The 20,644-nt window shown below is 49.9% G+C and carries 21 protein-coding genes and 2 tRNA genes; 20 read left to right on the top strand and 3 right to left on the bottom strand.

Features of this window, described 5'->3' with window-relative positions; translation table 11 throughout:
- Positions 1-3 precede the first annotated feature (3 nt).
- The 7 genes from B9Y58_RS05715 (at position 4) to B9Y58_RS05685 (ending at position 6,670) form a co-directional block, all read left to right on the top strand.
- Positions 4-375 (top strand): hypothetical protein, encoded by a 372-nt coding sequence (locus B9Y58_RS05715; protein WP_073055509.1) that lies wholly within the window; start codon positions 4-6, stop codon positions 373-375.
- A 50-nt stretch (positions 376-425) separates the two neighbouring features.
- Entirely contained in the window at positions 426-1,448 is a 1,023-nt protein-coding gene (locus B9Y58_RS05710; protein ID WP_072801020.1) for a rod shape-determining protein, read from the top strand.
- Between the two features lie 14 nt (positions 1,449-1,462).
- Positions 1,463-2,290: a rod shape-determining protein MreC gene (gene mreC, locus B9Y58_RS05705; RefSeq protein ID WP_073055364.1), complete on the top strand. Its 828-nt coding sequence runs from the start codon at positions 1,463-1,465 to the stop codon at positions 2,288-2,290.
- A complete protein-coding gene (mreD, locus tag B9Y58_RS05700) occupies positions 2,283-2,774 on the top strand; it encodes a rod shape-determining protein MreD (protein WP_073055366.1) in 492 nt (163 codons plus the stop codon). Before mreC ends, mreD begins: the two co-directional genes overlap by 8 nt.
- Positions 2,767-4,641 carry a penicillin-binding protein 2 gene (gene mrdA, locus B9Y58_RS05695; RefSeq protein WP_073055368.1) on the top strand — a complete coding sequence of 625 codons (1,875 nt, stop codon included), beginning with the start codon at positions 2,767-2,769 and terminating at the stop codon, positions 4,639-4,641. The genes mreD and mrdA overlap by 8 nt, the downstream gene beginning before the upstream one ends.
- Positions 4,619-5,872, top strand: coding sequence for a rod shape-determining protein RodA (gene rodA, locus B9Y58_RS05690; RefSeq protein WP_073055370.1), 1,254 nt, complete (start codon positions 4,619-4,621; stop codon positions 5,870-5,872). Before mrdA ends, rodA begins: the two co-directional genes overlap by 23 nt.
- A gap of 87 nt (positions 5,873-5,959) precedes the next feature.
- Entirely contained in the window at positions 5,960-6,670 is a 711-nt protein-coding gene (locus tag B9Y58_RS05685; protein WP_073055371.1) for a ComF family protein, read from the top strand.
- 56 nt (positions 6,671-6,726) lie between these two features.
- Here the strand turns inward: B9Y58_RS05685 and B9Y58_RS05680 are convergent.
- Positions 6,727-6,807 (bottom strand) — tRNA-Ser (locus B9Y58_RS05680).
- 85 nt (positions 6,808-6,892) lie between these two features.
- On the opposite strand from B9Y58_RS05680, the gene B9Y58_RS05675 reads away from it, so the two are divergent.
- A complete protein-coding gene (locus B9Y58_RS05675) occupies positions 6,893-8,029 on the top strand; it encodes an HD domain-containing phosphohydrolase (RefSeq protein ID WP_073055373.1) in 1,137 nt (378 codons plus the stop codon).
- A 61-nt stretch (positions 8,030-8,090) separates the two neighbouring features.
- Here the strand turns inward: B9Y58_RS05675 and B9Y58_RS05670 are convergent.
- Positions 8,091-8,163: transfer RNA gene (locus B9Y58_RS05670), tRNA-Phe, on the bottom strand.
- Positions 8,164-8,356: 193 nt separating this feature from the next.
- Here B9Y58_RS05670 and B9Y58_RS05665 point away from each other — a divergent pair.
- From B9Y58_RS05665 to B9Y58_RS05625, 9 genes are all read left to right on the top strand, one after another.
- Positions 8,357-10,873, top strand: coding sequence for a CotH kinase family protein (locus B9Y58_RS05665; protein ID WP_073055375.1), 2,517 nt, complete (start codon positions 8,357-8,359; stop codon positions 10,871-10,873).
- Between the two features lie 71 nt (positions 10,874-10,944).
- Positions 10,945-11,625, top strand: a complete 681-nt coding sequence (locus tag B9Y58_RS05660; protein ID WP_073055377.1) for a ubiquinone/menaquinone biosynthesis methyltransferase — start codon at positions 10,945-10,947, stop codon at positions 11,623-11,625.
- Positions 11,622-12,251: a UbiX family flavin prenyltransferase gene (locus tag B9Y58_RS05655; protein ID WP_073055378.1), complete on the top strand. Its 630-nt coding sequence runs from the start codon at positions 11,622-11,624 to the stop codon at positions 12,249-12,251. The genes B9Y58_RS05660 and B9Y58_RS05655 overlap by 4 nt, the downstream gene beginning before the upstream one ends.
- Positions 12,252-12,253: 2 nt before the next feature.
- A complete protein-coding gene (locus B9Y58_RS05650) occupies positions 12,254-13,147 on the top strand; it encodes a 4-hydroxybenzoate octaprenyltransferase (RefSeq protein WP_073055380.1) in 894 nt (297 codons plus the stop codon).
- Positions 13,134-13,364: a hypothetical protein gene (locus tag B9Y58_RS05645; protein ID WP_073055382.1), complete on the top strand. Its 231-nt coding sequence runs from the start codon at positions 13,134-13,136 to the stop codon at positions 13,362-13,364. Before B9Y58_RS05650 ends, B9Y58_RS05645 begins: the two co-directional genes overlap by 14 nt.
- Positions 13,365-13,557: 193 nt before the next feature.
- On the top strand, positions 13,558-13,986 hold the full coding sequence (gene rplM, locus B9Y58_RS05640; RefSeq protein WP_073055384.1) for a 50S ribosomal protein L13: 429 nt from the start codon (positions 13,558-13,560) through the stop codon (positions 13,984-13,986).
- 17 nt (positions 13,987-14,003) lie between these two features.
- On the top strand, positions 14,004-14,408 hold the full coding sequence (gene rpsI / locus B9Y58_RS05635) for a 30S ribosomal protein S9 (protein ID WP_073055386.1): 405 nt from the start codon (positions 14,004-14,006) through the stop codon (positions 14,406-14,408).
- Between the two features lie 101 nt (positions 14,409-14,509).
- Positions 14,510-15,346, top strand: a complete 837-nt coding sequence (locus B9Y58_RS05630; protein WP_073055388.1) for a hypothetical protein — start codon at positions 14,510-14,512, stop codon at positions 15,344-15,346.
- Positions 15,336-15,980 carry a hypothetical protein gene (locus tag B9Y58_RS05625; RefSeq protein WP_073055389.1) on the top strand — a complete coding sequence of 215 codons (645 nt, stop codon included), beginning with the start codon at positions 15,336-15,338 and terminating at the stop codon, positions 15,978-15,980. Before B9Y58_RS05630 ends, B9Y58_RS05625 begins: the two co-directional genes overlap by 11 nt.
- On the opposite strand, the gene B9Y58_RS15035 is transcribed toward B9Y58_RS05625, so the two are convergent.
- On the bottom strand, positions 15,977-16,102 hold the full coding sequence (locus B9Y58_RS15035) for a hypothetical protein (protein ID WP_255370610.1): 126 nt from the start codon (positions 16,100-16,102) through the stop codon (positions 15,977-15,979). The genes B9Y58_RS05625 and B9Y58_RS15035 overlap by 4 nt on opposite strands.
- 243 nt (positions 16,103-16,345) lie before the next feature.
- Between B9Y58_RS15035 and rpsB the strand changes: the two genes are divergently transcribed.
- The 3 genes from rpsB to B9Y58_RS05600 all read left to right on the top strand — a co-directional run bounded on the left by rpsB (position 16,346) and on the right by B9Y58_RS05600 (position 20,642).
- Positions 16,346-17,086, top strand: a complete 741-nt coding sequence (rpsB, locus tag B9Y58_RS05615) for a 30S ribosomal protein S2 (RefSeq protein WP_072980006.1) — start codon at positions 16,346-16,348, stop codon at positions 17,084-17,086.
- A gap of 1 nt (position 17,087) precedes the next feature.
- A complete protein-coding gene (gene tsf, locus B9Y58_RS05610) occupies positions 17,088-17,972 on the top strand; it encodes a translation elongation factor Ts (RefSeq protein WP_073055391.1) in 885 nt (294 codons plus the stop codon).
- 300 nt (positions 17,973-18,272) lie between these two features.
- Positions 18,273-20,642 carry a hypothetical protein gene (locus B9Y58_RS05600; RefSeq protein WP_073055394.1) on the top strand — a complete coding sequence of 790 codons (2,370 nt, stop codon included), beginning with the start codon at positions 18,273-18,275 and terminating at the stop codon, positions 20,640-20,642.
- The last annotated feature ends 2 nt before the right edge of the window (positions 20,643-20,644 follow it).

The raw sequence follows: 20,644 nt of genomic DNA, 5'->3' as shown, positions 1-20,644 counted from the left end.
GCTATGAAATTTTTCTCCTTAATTACACTTGCTCTTACGGCATTTCTGATAGGCTGTTCCGAACCGACGGAACGCATAGAAAATAAATTAACGGACTACCTGCAGGATGACTTGAAGTTCATGGTGGCTGAAACCATGAAGGCCTCTAAGGGCCGCGACGGTTTGCTCGATACGCCCTATTACCGCGTGAAGGATTTTAGGTTGTTCGATGGCGCCGAGGCTCGAATCTATGCCGCTTATGCCGAGGTAGATTTCTTTATCTACAAAGACATCGCCATGCATGAAAAGCGCAAGTATCGTTACGACGTCAGTACACGCGGATGGGACCGTTACAAGAAGGAATGGAAGTTCGGTGCGGACACGCTGAAGAATTAGAAATTTCCTATATTTTTTACGGAAGTTAAATCTTAAACAAGGATTGGATTTTGTTCGGCCTTTTTTCTTGCGATATCGGTATTGACCTCGGTACGGCGAATACGCTTGTTCATGTAGGAGGTCAGGGAATTGTCATCAATGAACCTACGGTTATTGCTGTGGACAGCAAGAACAACCGTGTTTCTGCCATCGGTTTCGAAGCGAAGAAGATGCTTGGCCGTACGCCTGGTGAAAGCCGTGCGGTACGCCCGATGCGTGATGGCGTGATTGCCGATTTCGAGTTGGTCGAAACCCTTTTGCAAACATTTATTAAGCGTGTGCAGAAGTACCCGCTGTGGATGGTGAAACCTCGCGTGGTGGTCGGTGTACCTTCCGGTATTACCGAAGTGGAAAAGCGCGCTGTGATTGATGCTGCCAAGCAGGCCGGTGCCAAGGAAGTTCACTTGGTGCACGAGCCCATGGCTGCCGCCATCGGTATGGGTATTCCCGTGGAAGACCCTGTGGGTAACATGATCGTGGATATTGGCGGTGGTACCTCCGATATTGCCGTGATTGCCTTGAACGGCACTGTCTGTAACGCTTCTGTGCGTGTGGGCGGTGACGAAATGGACGAAGCCATTGTCCGCTACCTGCGCACGATGTACAACCTTTGCGTGGGCGATAGCACTGCTGAACAGATCAAGATTCAGATAGGTTCTGCAAGCCCGCTGGAAGAAGAATTGACCATGGAAGTGAAGGGTCATGACTTCTTGGCTGGCATGCCGCGTACGACGACAATCAACAGCGCTGAAATTCGTGAAGCTCTGAACGAACCTGTGACCGCCATTATCGAAGCGGTAAAGCAGGCCTTGAGCATTACTCCGCCGGAACTCTCTGCCGATATTTACGACAAGGGTATCATCATGACTGGCGGTGGCTCTCAGCTGCGCGGATTTGACGAACGCATCCGTAAGGAAACGGGGCTTTCGGTGAACGTGATTGATGAAGCCCTGACTTGTGTTTGCAAGGGTGCAGCCCGCATTCTTGAAGACTTGGATAAATACCGTCCGGTTTTGATTGCTTCCTCGAACTAACTTGACAGGGTTCGATGCTTAGGGCAATTCGCTTTATAGTCGACTTGTTTACGCAAAGGCACGGTATCGTTGCCTTTGTCTTTTTCTTGGCTCTCGGCTTGCTGATGCGTCAGTCTCCGACGCCGATTCGCGAAAGCATTGTTTCGACGGCGGTTTCGACGCTTTATTTCCCGGCGCAGCGCCTTGTTTCTGCGGTGGGACATTACAAGTCGGTGGCCCAGGAAAATGAACTGCTGAAAGAAGAAAACGCACGTTTGCGGCAAGAAACTTACCATGCCCGCGAAGGCTTGCAGGAACTGGCCCGACTGCACACGCTAGTCCGATTTGACGACAAATGGGATTTCCCGATTGTGACCGCCCGCGTGATTGGCCATAATCCTGGAAGGTTCCTGACGACCATGGTGATTAACCGCGGTACAGAACATGGCGTGAAAGAAAACATGCCCGTGTTTTCGATGAATGGTCTGGTCGGAAAAATTTCGAAGGCAACGATTAGCCATTCCCGTGTGCAGCTGCTTGTGGATCCGAACCTTAAGTTGTCTGTAATGGATCGCCGTACGCGCGTGGTGGGCTTCTTGGAATCCCTAGATGGCGTTCGCTTGACGGCCCTGGTCCCGACTCATGCGGGAGTCCATGCCGGTGATACCTTGGTGACTTCGGGTCTGGGAGGAATTTTCCCTAAGGGAATTCCTGTTGGAACGGTGAAAGAAGTTCGCAAGTCTGACCTTGATGTGATGCGCCAGATGGAAGTGAGTCCTTTCCAGGATTTCTCGATCCTTGAAGAAGTGTTCGTGATGCAAAAGGAAACGGATTGGATTATCAAGGAGCTGCTCGATGAATAACTTTGGGTGGCTAAAGACATTTGTTTTGTTTGTAATCGTGTTTGCCTTGCAAATGACGGTTGCCGATTGGTTGAGCTTCTTTGACGTAGCTCCTGATTTTGTGATGATTTTTATTGTGGCGGTGGCCATTAGAAGGGGCCCTGCAGCAGGTTGTCTTTGGGGCTTTGTGGCAGGCTTTACACAAGATGTGTATGCTCCGATAGAATGGCTCGGTGCAAATACGATTGCCATGACGGTGGTGGGCTATGCTGTCGGCCAACTTGAAGAACGATTCCTGTCTTTGAATTTGCCCGCCAAAGTGGGTGTCCTCGGCTTAGGTTTTTTTGTTTGCGACATGATTTACTATGGCGTTACCGGACTTTCAAAGGATGTGGTTACGAACCTGTTCTTGACGAAGTCGTTGCCGGAATGCATTTATACGATGTTGATTGGCGGAATATTCTTCTACCTGGATCTAGGCAGTAAAAAGAAGAAGCATGCTTAAGGGAATGTCTGAAAACGAGACCCTGCAAAACAGGAACTGGAATGTATTGATTTACATGACCGGTGTTGTGGTCTTGTTTTTTATTCTTTTGATGCGTCTGTTTTCGTTGCAGTTTACCCATTACGACGAAAACCTCCAGCGTTCCGAAAACAACCGCATTCGCAAGGTGGTGCTGGTGGCCGAACGCGGCTACATTTATGACCGCAATGGCGAAGTGTTGGTGCGCAACCGACCGTCTTACCAGATTGCCCTTTCTTCGGTAAACATGCCCCGCAAGAAATCGGAACGCGATTCCTTGTTCATGAAGTTGCTCGGCATTAAGGACGCTGCTGGTGAACGCCTGTTCGATTCGCTTTCGCTGGATACGGCTTTCCAGCGTTCCCGCTGGATTAAAACTAGACCTATTCGCTTGCTGGAAGATGCGACTGCAGAACAGGTGGCGATTATCGAAGAACGTTCCGAGGAATTGCCCGGCGTGATGACGGTGATTGAATCCCGCCGCGAATACCCTTATGGGACGATGGCTTCGCATGCACTCGGGTACACGAGTGAAATTTCCGAAGAACAGCTCAAGTTGCCGGAGTACGAAGGCTATATGCAGGGGGACCGCATTGGACAAAAAGGACTTGAGCAGTTTTACGACAAGGAATTCCGTGGCGTAAACGGGATGAAGCTTGTGGAAGTGAACGCTTCCGGCCGTGAGGTGGGTTCTGTTGACGGAGTCGAGGGAACCGAACCGATTCCGGGACTCCGTCTGGTGTCTACGATCGATTTGCGCTTGCAGAAGGTGGCCGAAGAAGCGATTCCCGATACGGCAAAAGGGGCGCTTGTTGCGATTGACCCGCGAAACGGGGAAATCTTGGCGATGGTATCGTCGCCAAGGCTCGATCCGAATATTTTCTCGCTCAAGAAGAGAGAGCGCAACAAGGGCTGGGCGCACGTTGCGCTTGATACCATGAGACCGCTTACGAACCGTGCGATTTCGGGTACGTACCCGCCGGCATCTATTTTTAAATTGGTGACGGCAGGTGCAGGCCTTGAAAATGGAATCCTGACCGAGAACAAGTACTATTCTAAACCCTGTACGGGTGGCTACCAGTACGGCGCGCGTTACCAGAAATGCTGGGGCACGCACGGCAGCTTGAACGTGGTGAACGCCATCCGCTTGAGTTGTGATGTGTTCTTTTACCAGGCCGGTCTCGATATCGACATGAACCGAATCAATGAATTCGGCAGGCGCTTTGGCTTGGGCGAAAAACCTCTCGGTGTCGATATCCCTGGCGAAAAGGCGGGCTGGCTTCCGGATTCGGCCTCGTTTAACCAGAGGAACAAGCGCCTGGGTTGGCGTTGGGCCCGCGGATTGATTTTGAATCTTTCTATTGGTCAGGGACAGATTGTGACGCCCTTGCAGCAGGCGACCCTGATTGGATCGTTGGCGACGGGCAAAGGCGTGTATAGGCCCCACTTTATGAAGGAACTGCGCGATAGCCAGGGAAACGTGGTGCGCCGTTACGAACCGGAAATCATTCGACCCGGCAACATGAAACCGTATACCCATCGTATTTTGCTTGCCGCCATGGATTCCGTGGTGAACCATCCGGGCGGTACGGGTAAACGCGGCGCACTCCCGAATGTGCGAGTGGGAGCAAAGACCGGTTCCGGTGAATGGAAGAAGGGGGAAAAGACCCACGCTTGGTATGCGGCGGTAGCTCCCTTGTACGACCCGGAAATTGCCGTGGCAGTGATTATGGAGGCGGCCGGTGGCGGTGGCGCTGTATCTGGCCCGATTGCGAAGAAAGTAATGGAAGCCTATTTTGAAAACAAGTTGAGTGAGGCGAAAAAAAATGAAACCCAATCGGCTCCTTAACCGTTCAATCAAGTTTGACTGGATGTTCATTACGCTTACGCTTGCCTTGATGAGCGTGGGTGTTGCTCTTGTGTATTCTGCGACCATTGCCGAAGATACCTCCGTGGTTGAATTGTTCTGGTTCAAGCAGATTGTCTATTTCATTTTCGGAAGTGTTTTTGCAGCGGCTTTGGTGTTTGTGCGTATCGACTGGTTGAAGCGAGCTGCCATACCCTGCTACGTGTTGGCTTTGGTGTTGCTTGTTGTTGTGCTGTTTTTTGCCGGAGATGTGGTGAAGGGGGCCGGTCGCTGGATTGACTTTGGCATTTTCAAGTTGCAGCCTTCGGAATTTGCAAAGATTGCTTACCTGCTCACGTTCTCTTATTGGCTTTCGAAGCATCCTGTTAGCTTGTATAAAATGAAGACCTTCGTGGTGCCATTCTTCTTGTTTATTGTGCCTTTTGCCCTAGTGCTTAAGCAGCCTGACTTGAGTACGGCTCTTGTGTTTATCGCCGTGACTATGGTGGGATTCTTTTTTGCGGGCCTTACCCTGACTGACATGTTCCTGATTGTAAGTCCGGTGTTCTCGGTGTTTTTCTCCCATTCGCAGGCGCTTGTATTTGAAATCCTCTGGGGTCTTTTGATTTGCGTAGTTGTGTTTGCCCTGTTCCGCAGAAAGCTTCCGAAGGTCTTGACGGCGATTATCTTGATGGCAAACATTTTTGCAGGATATGCAAGCACCATGGCGTGGAACATGCTGGAACCTCACCAGCAAAAGCGCGTGAACACCTTCCTTGACCCCATGAGTGACCCGTTGGGCGATGGCTATCAGGTGTTGCAGTCCTTGACGGCAATCGGTTCGGGTGGCCTTATCGGTAAGGGTTTTGGAAACGGATCCCAGACCAACCTTGCCTTTTTGCCCGAAGAACATACGGACTTTATCTTTAGCGTTCTGGGGGAACAGTTCGGCTTTTTGGGTTGCGCCTTTGTGCTTGTGCTCTATGCCTTGTTCCTGTGGAGAGCCACCTCTATCAGCAGGCTGTCTTCGGACCCCTTCGTGACGCTTATGGTCATGGGGGCATCTACGATTTTCTTGTTCCACATTATTGTGAACATTGCGATGACCATCGGGCTTATGCCGGTGACGGGACTTCCCTTGCCGTTCCTTTCTTATGGTGGATCCTTCGCCCTTACCTGTATGGTGTTGGTGGGATTTTTGCTTTGCTTGCGTTACCAGGCACGTCGAAGATAAGAAGGCCTGGCCTTTAGCCGAAATTAACCATTTTTTACGAATCTGGCGTATATATAAAAGGGGCTTTGCTTGCTCCCAGGAGTTTGTATGCGCTGGATTGAAAATGTGGGACGGTTTGTCTTCGGGGCGGAATGTCTTGGCTGCGGTAAACCATCCAGAAAATTGGATCCGTGGCTGTGCCCGGAATGTATCACGGAACTGGAGCGGGAGTCTACCGTGGAACTTGCCCCGGGGCCGGATACCTATAGCCTGTTCCCTATGCGGCCTTTGACCCGAAAGCTAGTACATGCGTTAAAGTACAGGGGGATTTCGGGGGTGGCGACTTATTTGGTCAAGCATTCGTCGGCGGTTCGTTGCGGGGTAGTGCGTGAAGATCTTTCCCTATTCCCGAAGCCGCTCTACTTTGTTCCTGTTCCGCTTCATCGGGCGAGGTATAGGGAACGCGGCTACAACCAGGCGGAAAAGATTGCGGCGGCCCTTGCGGTTGTTTTCGGCGGCAAGGTCTGCCGATGGCTTAGACGCCGGACATTTGTGGTTTCGCAGACCAAGTTGTCCAGGGAACAGCGTGAACGGAATGTCGCCTACGCTTTTGAATGCGTGCTGAAGGAAATCCCTGCTTCGGGGACGGTGGTGGTGGTGGACGATGTGTTTACTACGGGGGCGACGACTTCTGCGTGTCTTGCGGCGTTCGGGCGAAACTTTCCGATCCCGCTCAAGGTCTGTACTTTGCTTTATGACGAACCTGCTTCTGCGGTGGCGGACTATGCGGCGGACAACCGCGTTGAATGGGAAATCTAGCAGACAGTTGGGTTGATGGAAACAAAAAAGCGCCCCCGTTTAGGGAGCGCTTTTAGCGGAGGAAGAGGGACTCGAACCCCCAAGCCTTACGGCGGCGGTTTTCAAGACCGCTGACTTACCAATTAGCCTATTCCTCCAGGGTTTCCCAAGGATAGAAAAATTCGCCCTTTTCTGTCAAGCAGAGTTGTAAATAAAACAAGGTTTATCTAAATTTTACATTGTATGACGGAAATGGATGAGAAACAGGCTGTAGAATCCCAGAGGATACTGGAGCTATTGTTTACGTATATGCCGAAGATTGCGGCAGAACGTAAAATGGATAGCTTGCTTGTTCTGATGGCTGATTTGGGACGCTCCATTGTGGCGGCGGACCGTTGCTCCCTGTGGCTTGTCGACGAAGATAGCGGTGAATTGTGGACCAAGGTGGCCCATGGCGTAAGCGAACTTCGTATTCCCTATAATGCAGGCTTTGTCGGCTATTCCGTAAGGACGGGCGAACCGCTTCTGATTAAGGATGCCTACCAAGACCCTAGGTTCGACCGTCGATCTGATGAAAAGACGCATTACCGTACAACTTCTGTTTTGACGGTTCCGCTGATGAATTCGGCGGGTCGCGTGATGGGTGTGTACCAGGCGATTAACAAGCAGGGCGAAAACGAGTTGGGCGAAGCTGGCGTGTTTTCGATCCAGGACTTGGAACGCCTGAGCCTTACGGCTGTCTATTCTGCAAAGACCGTTGAATCTGCCATGTTGAACATGGAACTGGAAGCGACCCAGCGCGAAATCATTCATATTCTGGGTGATGTTTCTGAATACCGCAGCCAGGAAACTGGCGACCACATTCAGCGCGTTGCCGAGATTTCTTACATGCTCGCGCAGTTCCTGGGGCTTCCTGAAAGCGAGGTGGAACGCATTCGCCTTGCTGCCCCGATGCACGATTTGGGCAAAGTCGGCATTCCCGATGCCATTTTGAATAAGCCCGGTCGCTTTACCGACGACGAATACGCTATCATGAAGATGCATTCCGAAATCGGCTACAACATGCTCCACAATTCCAAACGCAAGTTGCTCCGCTTTGCCGCTGATATTGCCCGTTCCCATCATGAACGCTGGGATGGCCGCGGTTACCCCAAGGGCCTTGCCGGAGAAGAGATTCCGCTGGCAGGCCGTATTTGCTCCGTTGCCGACGTGCTAGACGCCCTTTCTAGCCCGCGTTGTTACAAGCAGCCTTGGCCCGAAGAAAAGGTGAAGGAAGAATTCCAGAAACAGCGTGGCGGACAGTTCCAGCCGGAGCTGGTCGATGTCCTGATGGAACATTGGGACGAGATTTATAGCCTTTACCGCCACCAAGCCGATTAATTTTCGTTTACAAAGTGGTTCGAGAAATGAAAAAGACCTCGAAACTCGAGGTCTTTTTTCGTGGCACCGGTCAGAATTGAACTGACGACACGCGGATTTTCAGTCCGCTGCTCTACCAACTGAGCTACAGCGCCGACTTGGTAGGCCAAATATAGAACACTTTGTGACCTCTGTCAAGGGTAAATAGAATATTACTGATATTTTTCCCTTTTTTTGGAATAATCTTCTAAATTTAGTACCTGGGTGTAAAAAGATTAGGGCTCTGGAAATCGGGAGTTTCCGGTAAAACGTTTTTTCACAGGTGGCAGCGTGTATATATTCAGAAAAATGAATAGCCTTGCTTTGTTGAGCGGACTTGGTTTGGTTTTTACGGGCATTATGGCTTGTTCTACCGAAGATACAACTTCGACGAGAGAACACGAAACACCGTTGCCGGCAAGGGTTGAATCGACGGTTGTTGTCGATAGCAACGGAAACCAGACAACTATTTATGACACTATTCCCCAGGTTCTCGATTCAACAAGGCAGATTGACCCGGTTACCGGTGATACGGTTACGGTGTATGATACCACGTATATACCTGCCGATACGACTCCCCATTGGGTTGGTAACTCGGCCCTGATCATTACTGAAATTTCCCCGGTGAACTTGAACTGGCTTGATGAAAATGGCGACGATCCGGGTTGGATTGAAATTTACAATGCAGGAGATGTTTCTGCAAACCTCAAGGGTTATTCGCTTGTCGAAAATCTGGAAAAGCCGCGCAAGTGGGTTTTTGGTGATGAACTGATTGCTGCCAAGTCCTTCCGTGTCGTGTTCTGCGACAAAAACAATGTGACTGCAGTTCCTCCCGATGATGGTTCTAACTTGCATCAGCGCACCCATACCAATTGGAAGCTGAATAAGGACAGCGGAACGGTTTACTTGCTTGACCAGTATTACGGAATCCGTGACACGGTCAAGTATTCGAAAATCGGTGCGGGCATGAGCTGGGGTATTGTCGATGGCGGTTCCTGGAAGTTCTTTGACAAGCCGACTCCCGAACAGCCGAATAATGTGTCTGATGGTTACGAAGGTGTTACTCCTTCTATCAGCTTTGGCGAACATGGCGGCGGATTCTATAACGGTTCTGTGACTTTGAACAAGCCGAACGTTCCGGAAGGCGTGACTGTACGTTGCACTAAGGACGGTTCTGTTCCGACAAAGAATTCCGAAAAGTTTGAATCGGACATGAAGATTGAATCGACCACGGTTCTTCGCTGCGCCGCATTCAAGGACGGCCTCCTTACCAAGGAAGTGACAACCAATACCTACTTCATCGATGAAACGGCTAACATGCCTGTGGTGGCGGTGAGCGTAGATCCGAGCTTCTTTGAAAAGTATTACAAGAAGACGAATGGCGGTACGCCCGATATGGATCATGACCAGATGTATGCTCCGAATGAGTCTTATCCGAATGATTCTGGAGAACTTCCGGTTCACGTGGAATACTACGAAAAGGGCAGAAGCAGCAAGGGCAAGGCCTGGGAAGCCGATGGCGGCATTTCTTTGATGGGCGGCTGGAGCCGTATGGAACGCAAGAAGTCTGTCGCTATCGTAATGCGCGAAGAGTATGGCGGAACCTGGTTGAAGTATCCTTTGTTCGAAACCCGCAAGGGCGTGAACGACAAGTACAAGGGATTCAACCTGCGTAACAACGGTAACCGTTTTGTGAGCGACTACTTTGCCGATGCGGTGGGTGGTGCCATTCTTGAAGGCAGTGGCGTGGATTACCAGCGTAGCCGCCAGGTGGTGGTGTTCTACAATGGTAAGTACTACGGCATTCACGATATGCGTGAACGTTTCAACAAGAACTTTGTAGAAACGAATTACGGAATCGATGCTTCGTCGGTCACCTTCCTCAAGCATTTGGGACTGAAAGTGGAAGCCAGCAATGGTACCCCTGACGAATACCTTGCCATGCTGGAATATGCCGCTGCACACGATTTTTCTGCAGATGAAGAAGCGTATAACTACATGTCGCAACTTATGGATATGGGCAACTTTGCCAACTACATGCTTGCCGAAATGTACGTTCATAACGGTGACTGGCCGAACAATAACGTGCGCGTTTGGAAAGCTCCGGAATCTCCGCTTTGGAAGTTCATGATTTATGACCTTGACCATGGCTTTGATTGGGATTGGGGCGTCGAAGGCTTTGGCAAGCATGAAAACATGTTTAACTGGGTCAAGCAGGGTGGGCGCTCTAATGGATCCTGTTATACAAGTAGCAAGGATAAATTTACTGGAGATAAGGCCCATTGCTTCCATGTCCTTTACACGCGCTTGATTGAAAACCCCAACTTCAAGCGACTCTTCCTGAACCATGCTGCAGTAATGCTTAGCTCATTCTTGAACGCAGACAACGTTGAGAAAAATAGAGCATTCCTTGCTGGCATGCTGAATTCGGAAGATGTTGCTAGAGATATGGATGTGGAAGCCTATAGGGAAAGAAGAAGTGAGTATGGCCATTTCGATAAGGAAGGCAAAGATCTTACGACTTGGGCACAAAGCCGCGATTCGGAGTTCCTGTCTGAAATTCAGGAAGAATTTGGCGTTGGCAGCATGACTTCTGTCTCGATTACCGCCAGTGGCAATGGCTCTATCGTTATGGATGGCATGACGTTGCCGAGTGCAAATTACAAGGCCAAGTTCTTTGCCGGAAACGCAATGGTGCTGACGGCTATCCCCGCAGCAGGTGCCGTATTCGGTGGATGGACGGGTTGCGAACCTATGGCCGGTGCACCGGAATCGTGTATCGCGACGGTTGCAGAAGGCCTGTCTATCACGGCAACCTTCAAGTAATCGCAGTTTGTAAGCATTTGGAAAGGAGCCTGTGGCTTGAAGCCTAGGCTCCTTTTTCTATATTTGGCGCCATGATAAGCCCCGTGCGCAAGATGTTCGACGAGATTGCCAGCCGCTATGATTTTTTAAATCATACGCTCAGTTGCTTTCAGGACATTTTGTGGCGCCGCAGCTGCTGCCGTGAAATCAGGAAGCAGAAACCCGGCAAGCGCTTGCTCGATTTGTGCGGGGGAACAGGTGACTTTGCGGTTACTTACGAAAAGATCAACGGCAAGCCCGACGTGGCTGTGCTTGGTGATTTTTCTTTTGGCATGCTGAAGGGGGCAATTGGCAAGAAGATGACTGCGGTGCCCGTGCAGCTGGATGCCATGAAGATGCCCTTTGATGATGCGTCCTTTGACGTGATTCTGAATGGTTTTGGAATGCGTAACTTGCCCGATGCCGAAGGTGGCTTGAAGGAATCGGCGCGTGTACTTGCAAATGGGGGATATCTGCAAGTGTTGGAGTTCTTTTCGCCGAGAAACGTATTCAACAAGATTTTCTACAAGAGGTTGGCGCCGCTGTTTATTCCGGTGCTGGGAGCCTTTTTTAGCAAGCGCGAGGCCTATGAGTACTTGGTCAATTCGGTGCTTCGTTTTTTGCCGGTTGCCGAATTTGTGGCGTTGGCGGAACGAAACGGTTTTGAGCTGGTGCATGTGAAACCCTGCTTTTTTGGGGTGGCTTACCGCGTGTTACTGAGGAGACGGACATGAGTCGATATATTTTGGGGGTAACCGGTGCAAGTGGCGCCATTTATGCCGCACGCACTGCCATGCATTTGAAACGCCTGGGACATCACGTGACGGCGCTCGTGACTCCGCCGGGCAGGGGCGTGGTTGCTTACGAAGGGCAAGAAGACTTGTTCGAGTATGTGGACGAGCAACCCGATGTGAAGAATTTTTTTGCCGAGTGCGCTAGCGGTAGCGCCGATTATGCAGGAATGGTGGTGGTGCCTTGCTCCATGGGAACTCTTGGCCGCATTACCGCCGGGACCTCCGACAACTTGCTGATTCGAACGGCTGATGTCTGCCTCAAGGAACGCCGCCCGCTGGTTGTGGTGCCGCGCGAAATGCCTTACAACCTGGTTCACCTGGACAACATGACGCGTCTGACGCGAATGGGCGGGATCGTGATTCCGGCGGCGCCTCATTTTTATGACCGTCCGAAAACAATCGAAGAATTGGTTGACACCGTAGTCGCTAGAATCCTGGTTCACTTGGGTGCGCTTACGACAGCTGATAACATCGTGAAACCGTGGAAGGGAATCCGCATTCCGGCGGCGAAGTCCAAGACGCCTTCGGTGAAGCACCTGGCTAAGGTGAGAGCGAAAAAGAAATAGGTATGCTGAAAAAGATTCTTGAATTCGGCCACATGGTGCGCTTCAGTCATTCGCTTTTCGCGATGCCTTTTGCGATTGGTTCCATGTGGGTGGCGGCTGCAGGTTTCCGTGGCATGGATGCCACGGAGGCGGTGAAGATAGTTGCGTTGATTGTGGGCTGTATGGTCACCGCCCGCAACAGCGCCATGAGCTTCAATCGCATTGCCGACGCCGATATCGATGCCAAGAACCCGCGTACCGCAAAGCGCCACTTGCCTGCGGGGCGCCTGAGCAAGGCGTCGGTCATTGCGTTCCTTGCCGTTAATGGGGTGCTGTTTGTTGCTTTTGCCGCGCTGTTGCAACCGCTCGCCGGTCTGCTTGCTTTACCCGTGTGGCTCTTGCTGCTTTCTTATTCTTATTGGAAACGCTTTAGTTGGCTTTGCCATTGGTTCCTAGGCTTTGCAATCGGCATGAGCCCGCTTGGTGCCTGGATTGCCATTCGCGGCGAGTTCGCGGTGTTTCCAGTTTTCTTGCTCGTGATTCTGATGCTCTGGATGGGCGGCTTCGATATCATTTACGCGACCCAGGACGAAGAGGTTGACCGCGCCATGGGACTGCATTCGGTGCCGGCCCGCTTTGGACGCAAACGTGCTTTGCAGATTGCCTTCTGGAGCCATGTCGCGATGCTTGTGCTCTGTGTCGCATTCGGCGTGTTCTGGGGCATGGGACTGCCTTGGTGGGTGGTAATGGGGCTCATGACCGCCGCAATCCTCTACATTCACTTGTTCCGTAAATCCGATGACTTGGATGCCATGAACCGCGACTTCTTTTTGGCCAACGTTGCCATTAGCGTTCTCGTGATGATTGGACTTATTGTATGGATTTGCTTGGGAGGTAATGTCGATGCCCTTTACTAATGACCCCAAAAAGCCGTTCTCTATCGATGACAAAATCAAGATGTTCGATCGCATGGGTGCGACTGCCGCCGTAATTGCACTGATCATTATCATGCTTATAGAATCGGGGCGTGTGGGTGAATATAAGAACCTTGCCGACATGGGTCTTACTGCGATGATCGTGGTGCTTGCCGTTTCGCTGGTGGGCAGCTTGTTCTATAAGACGAAGCGAAAATAGCCGGCTTTTTCCGTCAATTTATTATAATAATTATTAGAATTGTTATAATTGATAGAATGAAAATACCGAAAACGACGCGGATTTTCCGAAAAATCGCACTTTTTTACCCTTGCAAAGCTGCGTTTTTTCTTCTAAATTTAGCGTAGCATTTCACGGGGCGACTTTGCTCCGGAATAACTCAAAAAGGATTTACATGAAGACCATTACGGTAAACCCGAAGAACGTCGAACGCAAGTGGAAGCTTGTGGACGCCGCCGATAAGCCTATGGGTCGCGTTGCCTCTGAAGTTGCAAAACTCCTGATGGGCAAGCACAAGGCCATCTTCTCCCCGAACGTCGACACTGGCGACTTCGTGGTTGTGATCAACGCTGAAAAAGTTGCTGTTACCGGCAACAAGGCTTTGCAGAAGCAGTACTTCCACCACACCGGTCACATTGCCGGTGAACGCTGGATCAACTTTGCCGACCTCTTGGCAAAGCACCCGACTGCACCGCTCGAAGCTGCCATTTGGGGCATGCTCCCGCACAGCGCTCTCGGTCACAAGATGATCAAGAAGCTCAAAATCTATGCCGGTGCCGAACATCCGCACGCCGCGCAGAAACCTGAAGTTGTAGAACTTTAAGAACGGAGGATACCTCTATCGCTACCGCAAAAACTAAGAAGATCTACCGCGGCACTGGCCGTCGCAAGAACGCCATCGCCGCTGTGATCCTGAAGCCGGGTTCCGGCAAGCGCACTATCAATGGTCGTGATTTCAAGGATTACTTCCATTCTGAAGTGCAGAACATGATCGCTAACCTTCCGTTCGCCATCCTCGGCAACGCGGAAGAATGGGACGTCGAAGTTACCGCTCGTGGCGGTGGCATCGCTGGCCAGATGGGCGCTGTCCGTCTCGGCATTGCCCGTGCCCTGGTTGCTAACGACGCCGAAGTGAAGCCTGCCCTCAAGAAGGAAGGCCTCATGACTCGCGACTCTCGTGCCGTTGAACGTAAGAAGTTCGGCCGCAAGAAGGCTCGTAAGCACTTCCAGTTCAGCAAGCGCTAATCTGCGAAATTGCTATTACGAAAGACCTCCGCTTTGCGGAGGCCTTTCTTTTTTGTAAATAACGTTTCTTTTCTGTGCATTTTAGTTTATATTTAATTTTGATGAAAAAGTTAGCCTTCTTATTTGCTGTTTCTTTTTTGCTTGCGGCCTGTGGCACAAATTCTAGTGACTCCCATATCATCACGTTTGTCGAAAAGTCGAACGAGGTGCTTTTGACGGATCTTCCTGGCCTAAGTTTTTCGCTGGTGTGCCGGGTCAATTCGGAATCGAAGAATTGCGGAATCGTGTTCGGCGGTTTTGACATGGAAGAGTTTCGGAATGGGGGATGCGCGGCTTATGGTGGCTGCACCTATTACGAAACGTATTCGGGGTTCAAGGATGCCTCTATTCTTTCGTTGCAGGTCAAGGATGAAAATACGGGAAAGGCGAAATCGTTGATTTCGTATTTCCAGAAGGATGTCCCGTATTCGAAAGGCGATGCCAATATACCGACTGTAATGGCTTTGAACAATGCAAAGGATTCGACTATTGATGCCGTTACGCTGTCGGGCTATTATGTCGGGGAAGCTTGGGTCAAACACGATACGACTATTGCGATAAAGGACACTCTTTTTGCAAACGCGGAAGGAAAACTTAGTTTCTCTGTGGTTGATGCGGCGAACAACCGTGCCGCGCTTTCGATCGATGTGAGCGGAATTCTCAATATGAACAATGCCAAAACAATCGTAAAGAAAGATGTGTTTGCAGAGTCGATTCGCGAGACCAGGGACTACTGGAGAGCAGGTGCACGTACGATTACGGTTGAACCTTTGGAAATCAATTTTGAAGCTCGAAGCAAAGCTTTTCTAAAAGTCAATCCGCTTTCGAATGAATTGATTTTGTCCGGCGGAGTAAATGACAGTACTGTTGATGTTTCGGTGGGGAATTATGAAAAATAGAATTGCTGTCATATTGCTTTCCTTGATTTTGGTGGTTCCGTCTTTTGCAGGAAGTGATGCTGCGTTCAAGAAATTCAGCATGGGCATCATGTTGGGCCTTGGACCGTCTTATATGACCGGGGAAGACGCGGACCTTTACGACGAAAATGTGTCGGCTGGGGGAGGTGTTGCTTTCCGAATGGCTTTCCCTGTGGCAAGCAGAATGTCGGTGCTTGTGGATCTAGGTGTCGATGGTGCTTTCGGTTTTTCTAGCGAATATGAATACCAGCACCGCACGGTTAAGGATTCTGTCATGACGAATGCTTGGGAAATTACCGTGTTGTGGGACTATTTTGCGACGGACCATTTTTTCGTGGCAGCGGGCCCGTCTTTTCGGTTCCCGTTTGTCGAAGAAAAAGTCGAATTAGACGACGATGAAATCTACTCAGATGATGAAATAGACTATGCGAACGATTTTTGGTTTGATGCGATGTTTGCCTTTGGCTGGAAATATGACGGCTTTGAATTTGGCTTAAGAGCCGGCTACGAGTTCCTGGGAATGTTCAAGGAATCCGATAAATACAAATCTACAGACATCAGCGAATTGCGCTTCCGTTTGTATATGACATATTGGTTCGGACAGAAGAACAACTAGAAGTTGCCGCCGCGGTGGTCAAGTGCGCGCATCTGTGGGGCTGCAATCAGCGTGTAACCCTCGTGCCCCAAGATAATGTCGAACTGCTTGCGGATCGGTTCGTAGACCACGTCCAGGTCCATCCAGGCACAGCTCGAAAGCAGAATGATCTTCTTTGGGGTTTGCGACCATTATGAGAATTCGGGCATGGACACAAATTTAGAACTTTTCTATATTTTGCGCCGCTCGGGCAATTACGCCCGGGTAAAACCAATCACCGGCTTGCGAGAGTCGCTTCGGTGGCACCGTCCTGACCCCTGGGTCCGCTCTGTGCTTCGCGGCTTAATTGCAGTCCGGGTAGTAACAACCGAAAAGGAAAATACATTATGGCAAATCTGCCTTCTGTCGAAGATCTGCTTGCTGCAGGCTCCCACTTTGGTCACCAGACTCAGCGCTGGAACCCGAAAATGAAACCCTACATCTTGGCTGAAAAGAACGGCATCTACGTTCTCAACCTCTCCAAGACTCGCGAACTCCTTGAAGAAGCCGCTAAGGCCGCTGCCAAGATTTCTGAATCTGGCAAGACCGTGCTCTTCGTTGGCACCAAGCCGACCGCTCGTCAGTGCGTGCTCGACGCTGCTGCTTCTTGCAACCAGTTCTCCGTGACCAACCGCTGGCTCGGTGGTATGCTCACGAACTTCCAGACCGTTCGTAAGTCCATCAAGAAGATTGACAAGATCGACGCCATGGAAGCCGATGGCACTTTCCAGGCCCTCTCCAAGAAGGAAGTCCTCGACAAGAACCGCGAACGCGAAAAGCTCCTTTCCGTGTTCGGTGGCATCCGTGAAATGGTGAACCTCCCGGGCCTCCTCGTCGTGACCGACCTCGCTCACGAAAAGATCGCCGTGGCTGAAGCTCGCCGCCTCCACATTCCTATCATCGGCATTTGCGACACGAACGTCGACCCGACTCTCGTGGACTATCCGATTCCGGCCAACGATGACGCCGTGAAGTCCCTCACGCTCATCATCGACTACATCGCTGCTAACGTTGCAAAGCGTTCCGCCGACAAGAAGGCCGATAAGGAAGAAGTGAAGAAGTTCGACAACGGCGAGGAAGAAAAGTAATATGCAGATTACCGCTTCCCTCGTTAACGAACTCCGTCAGAAGACTGGCGTGGGCATGATGCAGTGCAAGAAGGCCCTCACCGAAACTGACGGCGACATGGACAAGGCCGTTGAACTCCTCCGCAAGCAGGGTGCTGCCGTTGCCGCCAAGCGCGCCGACAAGGCCGCCAAGGAAGGCCGCATCTACTTGATCGAAACCGCCGACAAGGCTGCCGCTTTCGAACTCTCTTGCGAAACGGAACCGGTTTCCAACAACGACGACTTCGTCGCTCTCGCCAACATGGCTGTGAAGGCTGTCGAAACTCAGGCTATCGCCTCTGTCGAAGACCTCAAGAACGCCGTTGTCGATGGCAAGAAGATCAACGATGTGCTCCAGGATGTGCTCGTCAAGATCCAGGAAAACATCGACTTCCGCAAGTTCGCCGAAATCAAGAAGGTCGCTAACTCCGTGTTTGGCGTTTACAGCCACATGAAGGGCAAGATCGGCGTGATTACCGAACTCGCTTTCGAAGGTACCGCTTCTGACGAAGCTGCTCTCAAGCAGGCTGCTAAGGACATCGCTATGCAGGCCGCTGCATTTGCTCCGGTCGCCCTGAACGATGCTGCCGTCCCGGCCGAAACCATCGAAAAGGAAAAGGAAATCGCCAAGGCCCAGATCGAAGCTTCCGGCAAGGCTCCGAAGCCCGAATTCTTGCAGCGCCAGATTGACGGTCGCGTCGCCAAGGTGCTCAAGGAAATCGTTCTCGAAGACCAGGAATTCTTCATGTCCGAAAAGAACCCGAAGAAGCTCAGCGTCAAGGACTACCTCCAGGAAGTCGTTGCTAAGGCTCTCGGTCTTTCCAGCTTGAAGGTCGTGAACTTCATCCGCTTCGAACGCGGTAACTAATTAGTAGACAGTAGGAAGTAGGCAGTAGACAGTGATGCCTCTGCTGAAAACGCTGTGTGCTAGAGAAATTAAATTGGTCGCTCCCTCGCGGGGCGGCCTTTTTAAATTTTCTGGCAAGTATAGAATACGTTTGGATTTGTAGTGCTCCTTTTGGATTAATTTGTGTAAAAAAAGTATTTTGTATGTAAAAATGTACTTGTTTTTTTGAAATGTTTTTTTTATTATTCTCCACCGAGTCTTGAATTTGTACGAAATTTTGGATAAACTTGTTTTGTACAATCAAAAATAGGAGAGAACAATATGAACATTCAAAGGAATGTTGTTTTTGCACTAACCCTTGTAGGGCTTTGGAGTGCAGAGTCTTTTGCGGCGAGCATTATACCTCATACGAGAACAAAGGCGAAGCCAGGAACCTCTGTAAATTATGTCGTCTATGAAAATTACAGAACTGCGGGACTGTCTCAGCCTGTAACTAAGAAACTCACGGTCCTTTATGACTTAGCGGCCCCTTCTTATGGTGCCATCAAGGACACTAAGATGACGGTGACGACCTGGGGACCAGCTTCTGACGCACTGGGCTATACCGAAATGACAACAGAAGGCCACATGTACAACGGCTGGAGCGATAATAGGGAACCCTTAATGTATCGGTGCTGGGCTGTTGCTGCATATAACCTGTATCATTACTTTTATAATAAGTACAAGGCTGAAAAAACTATTACCTTTCCGTCTAATTTTAAGCCGATGACACAGGATGAAATGGTCTTCTGGGGCCAAAATTCAGCTTTGGGCAATTCTAGTATTTATACTCATCCTGGATATGATGCCTTCTTGTTACAATATGGGGGTAGTGACGCTTCTCTCGAGGCCGTTTTCAGAAAAATGTTTAATAGATATGCCCAAAGTGTATATCGTCCAAATGTGCTTGATATAGCCTCTATATTGTCGGACCTGAAAAAAGATAAACCAGTTTATATCAGTGTGCCTCAGCATGCTATGTTGATTGATGCCGTAGCCGAGGATTCAGAAAAAAGGAAATTGGTTCATTGTGTAAATTTCGACAACCATGGAACTGAAGGTTATGTATACTTTGACCAACTAGATATTGAAGGTTGGGTTGCCTATGAAAAACCAAGTGAATTGATTGGATCTGATACGGAATTTCCGGTTGATAAGGATTCTGATAATGATGGCTTGTGTGACTTTGACGAAAAATATCGTTTTAAAACTAATCCTAATGGCGCGTCGACAGATCGCGATGCTTTGAGCGATTCTCAGGAAATTCACGCCAAAATTATACGTTTGCAAATTGACATTAATTACCTTTACGATCCTAATACAAAGGCCATTGAGTTCCTTAACTTGAGCTCGGCCTACGATAAAAAAAATGGTCGGGCCTTGGAAATTGAAGAAATACTTCCCGAAAAGAAGTCCAATACGGATGGGGATAACCGTTCAGATGGCTATGAAGATAAAAATAGGAACGGCCTTTGGGATGAAGGAGAAACCGATCCGTATCTTCCGGACATAGATAAAGTCACGGTTTCGGATAACGTCCCGGGAAGCTATACCATCTATTCGTTGGGCCGTGTTGAACTTGGAAAGAATGTAGAATGCTGGAACTCCGATAGCCGGCCTACATACATCTCCTATAAGAATGAGCGGCGTGATTACCGCCCTCGTTACAATGGATGTCGCATCGCTTCTGAATATAAGGGCAATGATAATTATGCTGTGGATCTTCGTGAAAATGCTCATGCGGGCTTTATTGATTCCAAGGGCAAGGTCAGATTGGGCGATGGAAGCGTTGCACCTTTCGTATATTTCTATAGGGCGGATGAAGAAGGCAGCATGACCAGAAGTAACTCTGCTATTGGTTATGGCCATGTGTTTCTTGGTGGCGGGGCATGGCAGTATGTTGTGACAAAGCATGCTGTATATGATACGGGTACAAGGGATGCTTACGTGTATAGCGGCGAAACTCTGACGATCACTCCGTCGACACCGATTAGGAGCCTTATCGTAGAAAGCGGTGGAACGCTGGTTCTTGGTAATGGCGATTTGTATGTTGGTACCATTACGCTTATGGCTGGCTCTAAAGTCAAGCTTTTGGATAACACGCATCGTACGAACTTGCATACCTGTGGCTTTGTAAATTGGAAAGCTGCGTTCGTGAAACCTAGTGATGCAGATGTTGGGGATATGACGGGACAATTTGTATTGATTCAGCATGCTACCTACAATGTCAATATCGATAACAAATGGTACGGCTCCATTTATGCTCCAAAATCAACCATTCGCCTAGGTACAACAAAGGGCATTTCGGCCTATGGTCGCTTCTTGGGCGGTAAGGTATCTGTTCGAGAGCAGTCTGTTGTTTACTATTCTCCTTTAAAGAGACCGGCTTATGCCAAGATGATTGCTGAAAGCGATGTCGCGGAACCGAAAGCTCAGTTTCTTGAAGAACCGAATTTCTCTGCGGAGGTCTCGGGCAATATGTTGACTGTCGTCAATATTCCCAATGGACATGCCGTCCGTGTTGTAGACGCTCAAGGCAAGGTTATTTCTAAGATGGTATCCAATGGAAGAGAACTGAATATTATGCTGCCGACTACAGGTCTGTATATCGTCTATTCCGGAAGTCGATATCGAATGCTTACTGTCAAGTGAAT

The sequence above is a fragment of the Fibrobacter sp. UWB15 genome (assembly GCF_900177705.1).
GTDB lineage: Bacteria > Fibrobacterota > Fibrobacteria > Fibrobacterales > Fibrobacteraceae > Fibrobacter.
The sequence above is the reverse complement of the archived record's forward strand: the minus strand, read 5'-3'. Positions and strand labels throughout refer to the sequence as shown.

Excerpts from the sequence above, each read along its gene's own strand:
- mreD (WP_073055366.1), top strand. The coding sequence starts at position 2,283 with ATGAATAACTTTGGGTGGCTAAAGACATTTGTTTTGTTTGTAATCGTG.
- B9Y58_RS05600 (WP_073055394.1), top strand. The coding sequence starts at position 18,273 with ATGAACATTCAAAGGAATGTTGTTTTTGCACTAACCCTTGTAGGGCTT.
- B9Y58_RS05665 (WP_073055375.1), top strand. The coding sequence starts at position 8,357 with ATGAATAGCCTTGCTTTGTTGAGCGGACTTGGTTTGGTTTTTACGGGC.
- B9Y58_RS05625 (WP_073055389.1), top strand. The coding sequence starts at position 15,336 with ATGAAAAATAGAATTGCTGTCATATTGCTTTCCTTGATTTTGGTGGTT.
- B9Y58_RS05675 (WP_073055373.1), top strand. The coding sequence starts at position 6,893 with ATGACGGAAATGGATGAGAAACAGGCTGTAGAATCCCAGAGGATACTG.
- B9Y58_RS05685 (WP_073055371.1), top strand. The coding sequence starts at position 5,960 with ATGCGCTGGATTGAAAATGTGGGACGGTTTGTCTTCGGGGCGGAATGT.
- B9Y58_RS05630 (WP_073055388.1), top strand. The coding sequence starts at position 14,510 with ATGAAAAAGTTAGCCTTCTTATTTGCTGTTTCTTTTTTGCTTGCGGCC.
- mrdA (WP_073055368.1), top strand. The coding sequence starts at position 2,767 with ATGCTTAAGGGAATGTCTGAAAACGAGACCCTGCAAAACAGGAACTGG.
- rodA (WP_073055370.1), top strand. The coding sequence starts at position 4,619 with ATGAAACCCAATCGGCTCCTTAACCGTTCAATCAAGTTTGACTGGATG.
- B9Y58_RS05645 (WP_073055382.1), top strand. The coding sequence starts at position 13,134 with ATGCCCTTTACTAATGACCCCAAAAAGCCGTTCTCTATCGATGACAAA.
- B9Y58_RS15035 (WP_255370610.1), bottom strand. The coding sequence starts at position 16,102 with ATGGACCTGGACGTGGTCTACGAACCGATCCGCAAGCAGTTCGACATT.
- B9Y58_RS05655 (WP_073055378.1), top strand. The coding sequence starts at position 11,622 with ATGAGTCGATATATTTTGGGGGTAACCGGTGCAAGTGGCGCCATTTAT.
- rplM (WP_073055384.1), top strand. The coding sequence starts at position 13,558 with ATGAAGACCATTACGGTAAACCCGAAGAACGTCGAACGCAAGTGGAAG.
- B9Y58_RS05660 (WP_073055377.1), top strand. The coding sequence starts at position 10,945 with ATGATAAGCCCCGTGCGCAAGATGTTCGACGAGATTGCCAGCCGCTAT.
- rpsB (WP_072980006.1), top strand. The coding sequence starts at position 16,346 with ATGGCAAATCTGCCTTCTGTCGAAGATCTGCTTGCTGCAGGCTCCCAC.
- B9Y58_RS05650 (WP_073055380.1), top strand. The coding sequence starts at position 12,254 with ATGCTGAAAAAGATTCTTGAATTCGGCCACATGGTGCGCTTCAGTCAT.
- B9Y58_RS05715 (WP_073055509.1), top strand. The coding sequence starts at position 4 with ATGAAATTTTTCTCCTTAATTACACTTGCTCTTACGGCATTTCTGATA.
- tsf (WP_073055391.1), top strand. The coding sequence starts at position 17,088 with ATGCAGATTACCGCTTCCCTCGTTAACGAACTCCGTCAGAAGACTGGC.
- mreC (WP_073055364.1), top strand. The coding sequence starts at position 1,463 with ATGCTTAGGGCAATTCGCTTTATAGTCGACTTGTTTACGCAAAGGCAC.